This is a genomic window from Streptomyces sp. NPDC001443, from assembly GCF_053597355.1.
The window spans coordinates 142,189-155,324 of record NZ_JBSFIA010000011.1 but is presented as its reverse complement, the minus strand read 5'-3'; the positions used below and the strand labels follow the sequence as shown (position 1 = coordinate 155,324).

The window sequence follows — 13,136 nt, the reverse complement described above, 5'->3', positions numbered from 1 at the left end:
CTTATTTTATTGATGGCTGAGGGATCATCAGCCTAGGGAATTGGCCGTCCGCACTTGCCAGTAGCCTCGCGTGCGCAGCCCGGGCGTGTACGCGGAATGACGGAATTTCACCGCCCGAACAAGGGTGCCCCACCCGTTATCCAGGTCAGCGCCGTCAGGGTCGGCCGTCATCCCCAGGTATGACACCGCGCGGTGCGGTCCGCCGGAAGTCTGCCCCCGGAACCGGAACAGCGGCTGACTCCACCGCGCCCGGCGGCCAGGACGATGGTGTACATCCCCAGAACCCGGATCCGGATCCCCGGAACCCGGCACCCCGGAGCACCGTCTTCCCCGCAAGGAGCACCCTTCCCGTGACCACCACCCCCGTCGCCGGCCGGAGCACCGCCGTGGCAGCGCGCGCCACGGAGCTGTCGAAGATCTACGGACAGGGCGAGACCCAGGTGGTCGCCCTCGACCGGGTCTCCGTCGACTTCCGGCAGGCCGAGTTCACCGCGATCATGGGGCCGTCCGGCTCCGGCAAGTCCACCCTGATGCACTGCGTGGCCGGTCTGGACACCTTCAGCAGCGGCTCCGTGCGCATCGGCGAGACCGAGCTGGGTTCCCTGAAGGACAAGCAGCTCACCAAGTTGCGGCGGGACAAGATCGGCTTCATCTTCCAGGCGTTCAACCTGCTGCCGACGCTGTCGGCGCTGGAGAACATCACGCTCCCGATGGACATCGCGGGCCGCAAGCCGGACAAGGAGTGGCTGGACTCGGTGATCCGGATGGTGGGGCTCTCCGACCGGCTCGGCCACCGGCCCTCCCAGCTCTCCGGCGGACAGCAGCAGCGGGTCGCCGTCGCCCGCGCGCTGGCCTCCCGGCCGGACATCGTCTTCGGCGACGAGCCGACCGGCAACCTCGACTCGCGCTCCGGCGCCGAGGTGCTGGGCTTCCTGCGCAACTCGGTGCGGGAGATGGGGCAGACGGTGGTGATGGTGACCCACGACCCGGTGGCGGCGGCGTACGCGGACCGGGTGGTGTTCCTGGCGGACGGACGGATCGTCGACGAGGTGTACGAGCCCACCGCGGACTCGGTGCTCGACCTCATGCGGAATCTCCCCGGCAAGAGCCGCCGGAGCGCCGGCTCCGACACCGAGGGCCGGGCGAGCTGACTCCGGCCACGGCCTCCCGACGCTCCCCGACCCTCGTACCCCTGGACTGAGACAACCCATGTTCCGTACCGCCTTGCGCAACGTACTCGCGCACAAGGCCCGGCTCCTGATGACCGTGCTCGCCGTGATGCTCGGCGTGGCGTTCGTGTCGGGGACCCTGGTCTTCACCAACACCCTCTCCAACGCCTTGCAGAAGAGCTCCGCCAAGGGCTTCGACCGGGTCGACGTGGCCGTGCAGCCCAAGCGGCAGAAGGGCGACGGCGACACGGTCGGCAGGACGCCCGAGCTGACCCAGGCGCTGCTCGACACCAGCGCGCGGGTGCCCGGCGCCGCGTCCGCGGTCGGCGTCGTCAACGGCTTCACCGCGATCGCCGACAAGGACGGCAAGCTCATCGGCGGCGGCTTCCAGTCGCAGGGCGGGAACTACTGGGGGACGAAGGACCCCCGGTACCCGCTCGTCGACGGCCGCGTCCCGAGCGGCGAGGGCGAGGTCCTCATCGACTCCGCGACCGCGGAGCGGGCCGGCTACCGGGTCGGTGACACCGTCCGCATCTCGGTCGACGGCCCGGTGCTGACCCCGAAGATCACCGGCGTCTTCACCACCGACGACGGCAACGTCGCGGCCGGCGGCAGCCTCGCCCTGTTCGACACGGCGACCGCCCAGCGGCTGTTCGGCAAGCCCGGCACGTACGACGAGATCGACGTGAGCGCGAAGACCGGCATCAGCCAGTCGGCGCTGGCGGCCGAGCTGGACAAGGCGCTGCCCGCGGACCGCGCCGAGACCGTCACCGGCGAGAAGCTCGCCGCCGACCAGGCCGAGATGATCACCGCGTCGATGAGCGGGCTGAAGCAGGGGCTGCTGGTGTTCGCCGGCATCGCGCTGTTCGTCGGCACCTTCATCATCGCCAACACCTTCACCATGCTGGTCGCCCAGCGCACCAAGGAACTGGCCCTGCTGCGCGCCGTCGGCGCCTCCCGCCGCCAGGTCACCCGGTCGGTGCTGATCGAGGCGTTCGTGGTCGGCGCGGTGGCCGGGGCGACCGGGCTGGTCGCGGGCATCGGCATCGGGGCGGGGCTGCGTTCGCTGCTGGGCGCGCTCGGCGCGACCGTCCCCGACGGTCCGCTGGTCGTCTCCCCGGACACCGTCGTCGCGGCCCTCGTGGTCGGCGTGGTCATCACCATGCTCGCCGCCTGGCTGCCGGGCCGCCGGGCCGCGAAGATCCCGCCGGTCGCCGCGATGAGCAGCCTGCACGCGAAGGCGACGACCCGGTCGCTGGTGCTGCGCAACACGATCGGCGCGCTGTTCTCGGCCGCGGGCGTGGCGGTGGTCCTGGCGGCCACCACGATGAACGGCTCGGACGGCCAGGCCCCGATGGGGCTGGGCGCGGTGCTCCTGATCATCGGCGTGTTCGTGCTGACGCCGCTGCTGTCGCGGCCACTGATCGCGGCCACTGCCCCGGCGCTGCGCGCGTTCGGCGTGGCGGGCAAGCTGGCCCGCCAGAACTCGGTGCGCAACCCGCGCCGTACGGCGGCCACGGCCTCCGCGCTGATGATCGGGCTGACCCTCATCACCGGTATGACGGTCGTGGCGGGCAGCCTCCAGCACTCGATCGACAGGATGGCGGCGGCCGCGATCAAGGCCGACTACGTGGTGTCGATGGCCAACGGCAACTTCCTGTCCACGGACGTCGACAAGAAGCTGAAGGCGACCGCGGGGGTGACCGCCACCAGCCCGCTGCGCAACGCGCCCTCGCGCATCGACGGCATGTCCGAGTACCTGACCGGCGTCGACGGCTCCACCATCGGCGAGCTGACCGCGCTGACGCTGGACGGCGGCGCGTTCGAGGTCGGCGGCACCCGGGTCGTCGTCGACGACCGTACGGCCAGGTCGCACCACTGGAAGGCGGGGTCGTCCTTCACCGTCAACTACGAGGACGGCAAGCCGCAGCAGCTGACCGTGGCCGGCGTCTACGAGGCCACCGAGATGATGCGCGGCATCATGCTCGACAACGCCACGCTCGCCCCGCACCAGCCGGACGTGACCGACATGCAGGTCATGGTGAAGACGTCCGGCGGCGCCTCCGACGCCACCAAGGACAGGCTGGAGAAGGCGCTCGGCTCCAACCCGGGCATCAAGGTGCAGAGCAAGCAGGACATCTCCAACAGCATCGCCAGCATGTTCACGCTGGTGCTGAACATGCTCTACGGCCTGCTCGCCATGGCGGTGATCGTCGCCGTCCTCGGTGTCGTCAACACCCTGGCCATGTCGGTCTTCGAGCGTTCCCAGGAGATCGGGATGCTGCGCGCGATCGGTCTCGACCGCCGCGACATCAAGCGGATGGTCCGTCTGGAGTCCCTGGTGATCTCCCTCTTCGGCGGGGTGCTCGGCATCGGTCTGGGCGTGTTCTTCGGCTGGGCGGCCGGTGAGCTGCTGGGCTCGAGGATGACGACGTACGAGCTGGTCCTGCCGTGGGCGCGGATGGCGCTGTTCCTGCTGCTGGCCGCGACGGTCGGCGTCCTGGCGGCGCTGTGGCCGGCCCGGCGGGCGGCCCGGCTGAACATGCTGACGGCCATCAAGTCCGAGTAGCCGTCCCGGCACGGCAGAGGGGCCCCGTCCGGTTCGGACGGGGCCCCTCTGCCGTGTCCGGAGCGCGACGGAGCCCCTGGCGGATCCGGCTCAGTTCCAGGTGCGGGCCCTGGCCGGCATCCCGGAGGCGCCGGACTCGGGGGTGCGTACCGCCAGGACCTGGTTGACGCCGATGTGGTTGCGTTCGAAGGACACCGCGGAGGCGGCCATGTAGAGGCGCCAGACGCGGGCGCGGCCCGCACCGGTGAGCTGTACGGCCCGGGTCCAGTCGGCCTCCAGGTTGGCGACCCACTCGCGCAGGGTGAGGGCGTAGTGCTCGCGGATCGACTCGACGTCACGCACCTCGAAACCGGCCCGTTCGAGCTGGGTGACGGTGGTGCCGATCGGGGCGAGCTCGCCGTCCGGGAAGACGTAGGCGTCGATGAACTCGTCGATCTCGTAGGCCGATTCGTCGCGGTGCGGGCGCCGGGCGATCTGGTGGTTGAGGAGCCGCCCGCCGGGCCGGAGCAGGGCGTGCAGGCTCTCGGCGTACTCCAGATAGCGTTCGGCGCCGACGTGTTCGGCCATGCCGATGGAGGAGATCGCGTCGTAGGGGCCGTCGCGGACGTCCCGGTAGTCCTGGACCCGGATCTCCACCCGGTCCGTCAGCCCCTCGTCGGCGACGCGCTTGCGGGCGTACGTGGCCTGCTCCTGGGAGAGGGTGACGCCGACGACCCGCACCCCGTGCTCGCGGGCCGCGTGCACGGCCATGGAGCCCCAGCCGCAGCCGACGTCGAGCAGGCGCATCCCCGGCTTCAGGCCGAGCTTGCGGCAGACGAGTTCGAGCTTGTCGCGCTGGGCGTCCTGGAGCGTGCCGCCGGCGTCGTCCCAGTAGGCGCACGAGTAGACCATCGACGGACCGAGGACCAGTCCGTAGAAGTCGTTGCCGACGTCGTAGTGGTGGCTGACGGCGCGGCGGTCGGTGCGCCGGGTGTGCAGATGGCCGCGGGGCCTGCGGATCTCCTCGCGGGGCGGGGCGGGCGGCAGCGGGGGTCCGGCGAGCCTGAGCAGGCCGCGGACGGCGGCGCGCACGTCCGGGTCGCGCAGGGCCTGGGCGAGGGTCCTGGCGTCGTCGCCGCGCTCCCAGAACAGGCCCGAGACCAGCACCAGCGCGGTGTAGAGGTCGCCCTCGACGTCCAGGTCCCCCGCGACCCAGGCGCGGGCCAGGCCCAACTCGCCGGGCTTCCACAGCAGTCGGCGCAGTGCGCGCCGGTTGCGCACGATCAGTGTCGGCGTGCCCGGCGGGCCCGCCTGCGAACCGTCCCAGGCGCGAACGCGCACCGGAAGCGGTACTCCCAGCAACTGTCCGAAGAGGCTCTCCAGCCGCAACGCGGCGTCAGCCATGGCGCACACCTCCATGAAGGAATCGGCCCACCGGTTCGCTCAGAGCAACGATCGTGCACCATCGCGTCATTCCCGGGCCGTCACCATGCCGGTCCCCACGGATGGCGGTACGGGAACGTCCGCACCGGATCCGGACATGCCGAAGGGGCCGCCCGCACCACGGATGGCGGACGGCCCCTTCGGGGTGGATCAGTGACCGGAGGTCAGGCCTTCGCCTCGGTCTTCTCGGACTTCGGCGCGGCGGCCACGGGGGCCGGCTTGGCGGCCTCGTAGAACTCCTCGCGCGGGGTCTCCAGCGCGCCGAGCGCGACGACCTCGCGCTTGAGGAACATCGCGAGCGTCCAGTCGGCGAAGACACGGATCTTGCGGTTCCAGGTCGGCATGGCCATGCCGTGGTAGCCACGGTGCATGTACCAGGCGAGACGGCCCTTGAGCTTGATCTTCATCTTGCCCATGACGATCATCGCGACGCCCTTGTGGAGGCCGAGGCCCGCCACCGCGCCCTTGTTGGAGTGGGCGTACTCCTTCTGCGGGAAGCCGCGCATACCGGCCACCACGTTGTCGCCGAGGACCTTCGCCTGACGCAGCGCGTGCTGGGCGTTCGGCGGGCACCAGGCGTTCTCCACGCCGGCCTTGCGGGCGGCCATGTCCGGCACCTGGGCGTTGTCGCCCGCGGCCCAGATGTAGTCGGTGCCCTGGACCTGGAGGGTCGGGGCGGTGTCGACGTGACCGCGGGGGCCGAGCGGGAGACCGTAGCGGGCGAGGACCGGGTTCGGCTTGACGCCGGCCGTCCACACGATCGTGTTGGAGTCGACCTCGAGGCCGTTCTTCAGCACCACGTGGCCGTCGACGCAGGAGTCCATGGAGGTGGAGAGGTAGATCTCGACCCCGCGGCCCTCCAGGTGCTCCTTGCCGTACTGGCCGAGCTTGGGGCCGACCTCGGGAAGGATCTTGTCGGCGGCGTCGACGAGGATGAAGCGCATGTCCTCGCGGGACACCGTCTTGTAGTACTTGGCCGCGTCGCGGGCCATGTCCTCGACCTCACCGATGGTCTCCGCGCCGGCGAAGCCGCCGCCGATGAAGACGAAGGTGAGCGCCTTGCGGCGGATCTCCTCGTCGGTGGTGGAGTCGGCCTTGTCGAGCTGCTCGAGGACGTGGTTGCGCAGGCCGATGGCCTCCTCGACGCCCTTCATACCGATGCCCTGTTCGGCCAGGCCGGGGATCGGGAAGGTGCGGGAGACCGCGCCGAGGGCGACGACCAGGTAGTCGAAGGGCAGCTCGTACGCCTCGCCGACCAGCGGGGCGATCGTGGCGACCTTGCGGTCCTGGTCGATGGTGGTGACCCGGCCGGTGAGGACCTCCGCCTTGGGCAGCACGCGTCGCAGCGGGACGACGACGTGGCGCGGGGAGATGCTGCCGGCGGCGGTTTCGGGGAGGAAGGGCTGGTAGGTCATGTACGACCGGGGGTCGACGACCGTGACGGTCGCCTCGCCGTAGCGCATCTTCTTCTGGATACGCCGAGCTGCGTACAGGCCTACGTACCCACCGCCTACTACGAGGATCCTGGGACGCTCCGTGGTGCTCATGGCATCGAGTATCCACCCGCCCCCAGGGGGTCGCTCGTGCGCCCCTTCACAAGCTCCGACAGGGGGTGTGTTATCCTCCGCGACCCGAGTGATCCACATCATGGCGCGGAGCGGGAACCCGTGTATCCCAAAGGGCGTTGTCAATGCCGCGTGAGCTGCTCCTCCTGGCCGGAAGAGGGTCCTTGAGGACCCCGGAGGACGCGCGCCCGACATCTCCGCGAAACGTCCCCGCGCGCCTCTTTTGAACATGTTCACACACGCGTCGGGACCCCGGAAGGGCCAACCGACCCCATTCCGTACCCCGACAGGATCGAATTCCTTGTGAAGAACTTCACGAAGGTTTCCGACAGCGTGTCGCGGAGGGGCCCGCGAGGGCCCCTCCGTCGCGCTCAAACGCGCTTCCTGCCTGCTCAGCAGAGTGCGAACCGGGCCCCGCGAGCGGCTCCGTGAGCGGCTAGGCGATCGACCAGGCGATGCCGTCGAGGATGTCGTGCTCGCTCACCACGACCTCCTCGGCCCCGATCCGCTCCATGATCGAGAGCAGTACGAGGGCGCCCGCCCCGATCACGTCGACCCGGCCCGGGTGCATCGAGGGGATCGCCGCGCGCTCGGCGTGGGCGGAGCGCAGCAGCCGGTCGGTGATCTCGCGGACCCGGTCGCGGGAGACCCGGGAGTGGTGGATGGCCGCCGAGTCGTACGCGGGCAGGTCCTGCGCGATCGCCGACACGGTGGTGACGGAACCGGCCAGACCGACCAGGGTGTGCGCCCGGCGCAGCGGGACGGTCCGCTCGGCGAGGTCGAGGGCCGCCTCGATGTCGGCCCGCATCGCCGCGATCTGACCGGCCGTCGGCGGGTCGGTGACCTCCCCGTCCACGACGAGATGCCGCTCGGTCATCCGTACGCAGCCGACGTCGACCGAGCGCGCGGCGCCCACGTGCTCGTCGCCGACGACGAACTCGGTCGAGCCGCCGCCGATGTCCACCACCAGATAGGGCCGGGCCAGGTCCTCACGGCCCATCAGCTCCTTGGTGGCACCGGTGAAGGAGAACTCGGCCTCCTGGTCGCCGGAGATGACCTCGGGCTCGACACCGAGGATGTCCAGCACCCCGCGGACGAACTCGTCCCGGTTCTCGGCGTCCCGGGAGGCGGAGGTGGCGACGAAACGGAGCCGCTCGGCGCCGAACTCCTTGATGACGTCCGCGTATTCACGGCAGGCGGCGAAGGTGCGCGCCAGCGCCTCGGGGGCGAGCCGGCCGGTGCGGTCCACGCCCTGGCCGAGCCGGACGATGGTCATCCGCCGGTCCAAGTCGACGAGTTCGCCCGTCTCGGGGTCGGCGTCGGCCACCAGCAGCCGGATGGAGTTCGTGCCGCAGTCGATCGCGGCCACCCGGGTCACTGGTCGCCCTCCCCGGACTCCCCGGACTCCACGCCCTCCGCGGGCTTCCCGCACTCCCCGGCCGGGACGACGCAGGCGCCCTTGCGCCACCACTCCGGCAGCATCGCGAGCGCCTCGTCGCCGAGCGGGTTCACCCCCGGGCCGGCCGCCAGCGAGTGCGCGACCAGGACGTGCAGGCACTTCACCCGGTCCGGCATGCCGCCCGCGCTCGGGAAGCCCGTCAGCTCCTCGATCTCGTCCCGGCGGCGGATGTAGTCCTCGTGCGCGGCGCGGTAGGCGGCGGCCAGCTCGGGGTCGGTCGCCAGCCGGTCGGTCATCTCCTTCATCACGCCGTTCGCCTCCAGCGTGCCGATCGCGGAGTTCGCCTTCGGGCACGTCAGGTAGTAGAGCGTCGGGAAGGGCGTGCCGTCGGGCAGCCGGGGGGCCGTCTCCACGACGTCCGGCTGCCCGCAGGGGCACCGGTGCGCGATGGCGCGCAGCCCGCGCGGCGGCCGCCCGAGCTGCTGCTTGAAGGCCTCGACGTCCGCGTCGGTGGGCTCGGTGCGCTCAGTGCGCGGCGGGGGCGTTTGCATGCGTGTCTTTCTGTCCGTTCACTGGTCGGAGGCGTCGGACTTGTCGACTCCGTCCCAGACGTTCGAGTACCAGGGGCGGCGCGCCGCCCCGCGGGCGGCCCGCGACTGCTTGACCGCGTCCGGGTCGATCACCACGTAGCCGGTCTCGCCGGGCATCACGTAGTGCAGCCGCTGCCGGATCTGCTGCTCGGCGTACGCGTCGTCCTGCCAGCGGGCCTTGAGGTCGCGCAGTTCCTCCACGCGTTCCCTGGCCTGCTGCTTCTGCCGCTCCATGTCGGCGATCTCGGCGCGCTGCGAGACGTACTGCCTTATGGGGTAGGCGAGGGCCACGACCAGCGAGCACAGCACGAGGGCGAGCAGCGCGGCCCGTCCGGTGAGCCGGGAGCGGCGGGCCTGCCGTCTGGTCTGGGAGCGGTAGACCCGGGCCGCGGTCTGCTCGCCGAGCACCCGCAGCCTGGTCGCGGTGGAGAAACGGTCCCGGTCCTTCACGGCCATCTGGCTCTTCGCCTCCCCTTCGCACCCGCCGTCACACGCGTCGTCACACGCGCCGTCACACGCGTACGTCCCCGGACACGGTACGGGACCGGGTACGGGGACGTACGTACGACTGGCTCAGGCTTGACCCTGTACGGCTCAGCCCTTGCCGTGCCTACTGGTTCGCGGAGCGAAACCGCGGGAAGGCGCTGCGGCCGGCGTACACCGCGGCGTCGTCGAGGATCTCCTCGATGCGCAGGAGCTGGTTGTACTTGGCGACGCGGTCCGAGCGGGCCGGGGCGCCGGTCTTGATCTGGCCGCAGTTCACGGCGACCGCGAGGTCGGCGATGGTGACGTCCTCGGTCTCGCCGGAGCGGTGGGACATCATGCACTTGAAGCCGTTGCGCTGGGCGAGCTCGACGGCGTCCAGGGTCTCGGTCAGCGAACCGATCTGGTTGACCTTGACCAGCAGGGCGTTGGCGGAGCCCTCCTCGATGCCGCGGGCCAGACGCTCGGGGTTGGTGACGAAGAGGTCGTCGCCGACGATCTGGACCTTGTCGCCCAGCTTCTCGGTGATGACCTTCCAGCCGGCCCAGTCGTCCTCGAACAGCGGGTCCTCGATGGAGACCAGCGGGTACGCCGCCACGAGCTCGGCGTAGTACTCGGTCATCTCGGCGGCGGAGCGCTCCTTGCCCTCGAAGGTGTAGACGCCGTCCTTGTAGAACTCGGAGGCGGCGACGTCGAGGGCGAGGGCGATCTGCTCGCCGGGGGTGTAACCGGCCTCCTTGATGGCCTCGACGATGAGGTCGAGGGCGGCGCGGTTGGACTCCAGGTTCGGGGCGAAGCCGCCCTCGTCGCCGAGACCGGTGGACAGGCCCTTGGTCTTCAGCACCTTCTTGAGGGTGTGGTAGACCTCGGCGCCCCAGCGCAGGGCCTCGGAGAAGGTCTCCGCGCCGATCGGGGCGATCATGAACTCCTGGATGTCCACGTTGGAGTCGGCGTGCGAGCCGCCGTTCAGGATGTTCATCATCGGAACGGGCAGCAGGTGCGCGTTCGGGCCGCCCAGGTAGCGGAAGAGCGGGAGGTCGGAGGCCTCGGACGCGGCGTGCGCGACGGCGAGGGAGACGCCGAGGATGGCGTTCGCGCCGAGCGAGCCCTTGTTGTCGGTGGCGTCCAGGTCGAACATCGCCTGGTCGATCAGGCGCTGCTCGGTGGCGTCGTAGCCGACGAGCTCCGGGCCGATCTGCTCGATGACGGCGAGGACGGCCTTCTCGACACCCTTGCCCTGGTACCGGTTGGGGTCACCGTCACGGAGCTCGATGGCCTCGAAGGCACCGGTGGAGGCGCCGGACGGGACGGCGGCACGACCCGTGCTGCCGTCGTCGAGGCCGACCTCGACCTCGACCGTGGGGTTGCCTCGGGAGTCCAGGATTTCCCGGGCTACGACGACGTCGATGGACGGCACGAGCATCTCCTTCTGGGATGTGACGCAAGCTGTGCCGGGCCGGAAGGCCCGGTGATGCGCAGGCCTGTGGTGGCCGCGCGTGACTGAGCCTAACCGCCCCGAGGCGATCAGCCGGTCGTTGACCGCGTCATGGACGGAACCGAGAGTAAATTGTTTCCGAACGGAACAAAGCCGGTTCGACAAAAAAACCCCGTCCCGGTGCGTACGGGGGAAGAACGCACCGGGACGGGGAGCCCGTGGGGACGGGGGGACGGCCCTCACGTGGCCTCCACAATGAAGGACACGGCTGGGAGGCCGCCGTGGTTCAGCTACGAGCCCGCTGTCACTTCAGGTGCAGCTGCTGGCCCGGGTAGATGACGTCGGCGTCGGCGACGACGCCCTTGTTCAGCTTGAACAGCGCCTGCCAGCCGCCCTCGACGTTGTGCTTCTGGGCGATGGTGCTGAGCGTGTCGCCCTTGACGACCTTGTACTCGCCGTCACCCTTGGCGACCGTCTGGCCGGCCGGGGTGGTGACGGTCTTCGCGGCGGCCGGGCGCTCGGCGGAGCGGGTGGCGGCCTGCGTGTCGGTCGAGCGGGTGGTGGTGCTCGGCGCGGCGGCGGCAGCGGCGTAGGGGGTGCGGGACAGGCCCTTGCCGCAGACCGGCCAGGCGCCCTTGCCCTGGGAGGCGAGGACCTTCTCGGCGATGGTGATCTGCTGGGCCTTGGTGGCCAGGTTGGCCTGCGAGGCGTACTGCGTGCCGCCGTACGCGGCCCAGGTGGAGGCGGAGAACTGGACGCCGCCGTAGTAGCCGTTGCCGGTGTTGATGGCCCAGTTGCCGCCGGACTCGCACTGGGCGACGACGTCCCACTCGGCGGCGGTGGCGGCGGAGGCGTTGCCGGCCGCGAACAGCGGGGCGGCGACGGCGACACCGGCGACACCGGCGAGCGCGGCGATGCGGGTGGCCTTGGACGGGCGGCGGTGCGTGCCCTTACCGGAAAACAGCATGGTTGATCCCCTCACCGACGCCTGCGAGGTGAGCTGTCGGGTTCGGGCCGGTTGAGTTGCCCGGCCACGTCCCTCACGGGACGCGGCTTCACCCCGAGCCGGCACCAGCTTCAACCGCTGGGCCAGGCGCTTACCTTGGGTCCCCCGCTCCTGCCCACGGCGCTTGACGCGACGAATGTTCCCGGGCAGCCGCTGGCAGGACTCGGCGTTGCGGCAGCCGGTGCCCGCTGTGGCGAGCGATCTCGACCGTAAACAGGCGATCCGGGGAATTCCAAAGACGATCAGGGCTTCTGAGACTCATCCCACAGTTTCACCAAAACGGACATTTACCGGCGAAACGGGGCGTCAACTCTCGCCGTCTTACGCCCGTTTAGGCAGCTGCCTCCCAGGCCTGACCGGGAAGGACACGGGCCCCGACGGCACCACCCGCCCCCTGCTCATCCTGCGGAGCGGGGGCCGTCCGTCGCGGAGGCCCGGAGGGTCGGCCGGGGGTGGCGGACCACCCCGGCGCGGACGGGTTACGAGCCGTACGCGGTCGAGGCGTGCCGGCCGACGAAGGAGAGGTCGGCGTCGACGGAGGCCGTGTCCTCGTCGGCGCTGGCGCCGCGGTGGCGGCCGGTGCCCAGGTCGCCCGTGTCGACCAGACCCGAAGCGCCGACGGCCTGACGGGAATTGACCGAATCATCCACCTTCGCACTACTTGCGGCAGACTCATCGTCCTGCGCGTCACTCGTGGCAGCGTCGGAGGTTTTGTCCGTCTTGTCCGTCGTGGCCGCGGAAGAAGTGTCGGGGGACGCCGTGCCGGAAGGCGGGGCGGACGGGTCGGCGGACGCGGTGCCGGTGGCGGGCGTCGCGGACGGGTCGGCGGCGGAGTCGGCGGCGGAGTCGGACAGACCGAGCGGGTCCGTCACCGAGGGCGCCCCGGTCGCGCCGGACGTGCCGCTCGCGGTGTCGCCCGCCACACCCGTGTCGACGGCGGCCGTCGCGGAGTCCTTGGCGAGCCCGGAGGTCAGTCCGCACGTGGACCAGGCACCGGCCCCCTGGGCGGCGAGGATCTTCTCGGCGACGGCTATCTGCTGCGACCTGCTGGCCAGATCGGCCCTGGAGGCGTAGTCGAGACCGCCGTACTGCTCCCAGTCCGCCTGGGTCAGGTGCAGGCCCCCGAAGTGCCCGTCGCCGCTGTCCGCGCTCCACGAGCCACCGGTCTCGCACTGCGCAACCTGGTCCCAGGTGCTGCCCTCGGCCGCGCTCGCGCCACCGGCGCCCAGAAGCGGGATGGCGATGGCGGAACCTGCCACGCCGGCCGCGACGAGCAGGGCCGGGGCCTGGCGGGGACGACGGTGACGACCGTTTCCGGAGAGCATGCGGAAACCTTTCGTGCGACAGCAGTGACCGACACGGCGTGACGCTGGCGCCGTGTTGATGGTTGAACGTATCGGCACACGATCACTTGTCACAAGTTCATGCCACGGAGATCACGCGCAGATCACAATGTTGACGGTGCGTCACCCGGGGCCGGAACCCTCACGACTGCCGC

Annotated in this window: 10 protein-coding genes and 1 riboswitch; of the genes, 2 read left to right on the top strand and 8 right to left on the bottom strand. The window is 70.7% G+C overall.

Features of this window, described 5'->3' with window-relative positions:
* The first annotated feature begins 350 nt into the window (after nucleotides 1–350).
* The gene (locus tag ACWC24_RS15035) at nucleotides 351–1,151 is read left to right on the top strand and encodes an ABC transporter ATP-binding protein (RefSeq protein ID WP_450663241.1); all 801 of its coding nucleotides are present in this window, start codon (nucleotides 351–353) and stop codon (nucleotides 1,149–1,151) included.
* 58 nt (nucleotides 1,152–1,209) lie between these two features.
* The gene (locus ACWC24_RS15030; RefSeq protein ID WP_450663240.1) at nucleotides 1,210–3,738 is read left to right on the top strand and encodes an ABC transporter permease; all 2,529 of its coding nucleotides are present in this window, start codon (nucleotides 1,210–1,212) and stop codon (nucleotides 3,736–3,738) included.
* A gap of 90 nt (nucleotides 3,739–3,828) precedes the next feature.
* Here ACWC24_RS15030 and ACWC24_RS15025 read toward each other — a convergent pair whose 3' ends face one another.
* The 8 genes from ACWC24_RS15025 to ACWC24_RS14990 form a co-directional block, all read right to left on the bottom strand.
* Complete coding sequence (locus tag ACWC24_RS15025) at nucleotides 3,829–5,121, bottom strand: class I SAM-dependent methyltransferase (RefSeq protein ID WP_450663239.1); 1,293 nt, start codon at nucleotides 5,119–5,121, stop codon at nucleotides 3,829–3,831.
* Between the two features lie 203 nt (nucleotides 5,122–5,324).
* Nucleotides 5,325–6,707 carry an NAD(P)/FAD-dependent oxidoreductase gene (locus tag ACWC24_RS15020; protein ID WP_450663238.1) on the bottom strand — a complete coding sequence of 461 codons (1,383 nt, stop codon included), beginning with the start codon at nucleotides 6,705–6,707 and terminating at the stop codon, nucleotides 5,325–5,327.
* A 454-nt stretch (nucleotides 6,708–7,161) separates the two neighbouring features.
* Complete coding sequence (locus tag ACWC24_RS15015; RefSeq protein WP_450663237.1) at nucleotides 7,162–8,103, bottom strand: Ppx/GppA phosphatase family protein; 942 nt, start codon at nucleotides 8,101–8,103, stop codon at nucleotides 7,162–7,164.
* A complete protein-coding gene (locus tag ACWC24_RS15010) occupies nucleotides 8,100–8,675 on the bottom strand; it encodes a DUF501 domain-containing protein (RefSeq protein ID WP_450663236.1) in 576 nt (191 codons plus the stop codon). Before ACWC24_RS15010 ends, ACWC24_RS15015 begins: the two co-directional genes overlap by 4 nt.
* An 18-nt stretch (nucleotides 8,676–8,693) precedes the next feature.
* Complete coding sequence (locus ACWC24_RS15005) at nucleotides 8,694–9,170, bottom strand: FtsB family cell division protein (RefSeq protein ID WP_450663235.1); 477 nt, start codon at nucleotides 9,168–9,170, stop codon at nucleotides 8,694–8,696.
* Between the two features lie 154 nt (nucleotides 9,171–9,324).
* A complete protein-coding gene (gene eno / locus ACWC24_RS15000) occupies nucleotides 9,325–10,620 on the bottom strand; it encodes a phosphopyruvate hydratase (RefSeq protein WP_450663234.1) in 1,296 nt (431 codons plus the stop codon).
* Nucleotides 10,621–10,936: 316 nt separating this feature from the next.
* A complete protein-coding gene (locus ACWC24_RS14995; RefSeq protein WP_450663233.1) occupies nucleotides 10,937–11,599 on the bottom strand; it encodes a transglycosylase family protein in 663 nt (220 codons plus the stop codon).
* A 3-nt stretch (nucleotides 11,600–11,602) separates the two neighbouring features.
* Nucleotides 11,603–11,771: riboswitch (cyclic di-AMP (ydaO/yuaA leader) on the bottom strand.
* Between the two features lie 346 nt (nucleotides 11,772–12,117).
* A complete protein-coding gene (locus tag ACWC24_RS14990) occupies nucleotides 12,118–12,963 on the bottom strand; it encodes a transglycosylase family protein (protein ID WP_450663232.1) in 846 nt (281 codons plus the stop codon).
* Between the last annotated feature and the right edge of the window lie 173 nt (nucleotides 12,964–13,136).

What these genes read in the sequence shown, in the direction of transcription:
- ACWC24_RS14990 (WP_450663232.1), bottom strand. Translation starts at nt 12,963, where the DNA reads ATGCTCTCCGGAAACGGTCGTCACCGTCGTCCCCGCCAGGCCCCGGCC.
- ACWC24_RS14995 (WP_450663233.1), bottom strand. Translation starts at nt 11,599, where the DNA reads ATGCTGTTTTCCGGTAAGGGCACGCACCGCCGCCCGTCCAAGGCCACC.
- ACWC24_RS15010 (WP_450663236.1), bottom strand. Translation starts at nt 8,675, where the DNA reads ATGCAAACGCCCCCGCCGCGCACTGAGCGCACCGAGCCCACCGACGCG.
- eno (WP_450663234.1), bottom strand. Translation starts at nt 10,620, where the DNA reads ATGCTCGTGCCGTCCATCGACGTCGTCGTAGCCCGGGAAATCCTGGAC.
- ACWC24_RS15030 (WP_450663240.1), top strand. Translation starts at nt 1,210, where the DNA reads ATGTTCCGTACCGCCTTGCGCAACGTACTCGCGCACAAGGCCCGGCTC.
- ACWC24_RS15020 (WP_450663238.1), bottom strand. Translation starts at nt 6,707, where the DNA reads ATGAGCACCACGGAGCGTCCCAGGATCCTCGTAGTAGGCGGTGGGTAC.
- ACWC24_RS15025 (WP_450663239.1), bottom strand. Translation starts at nt 5,121, where the DNA reads ATGGCTGACGCCGCGTTGCGGCTGGAGAGCCTCTTCGGACAGTTGCTG.
- ACWC24_RS15005 (WP_450663235.1), bottom strand. Translation starts at nt 9,170, where the DNA reads ATGGCCGTGAAGGACCGGGACCGTTTCTCCACCGCGACCAGGCTGCGG.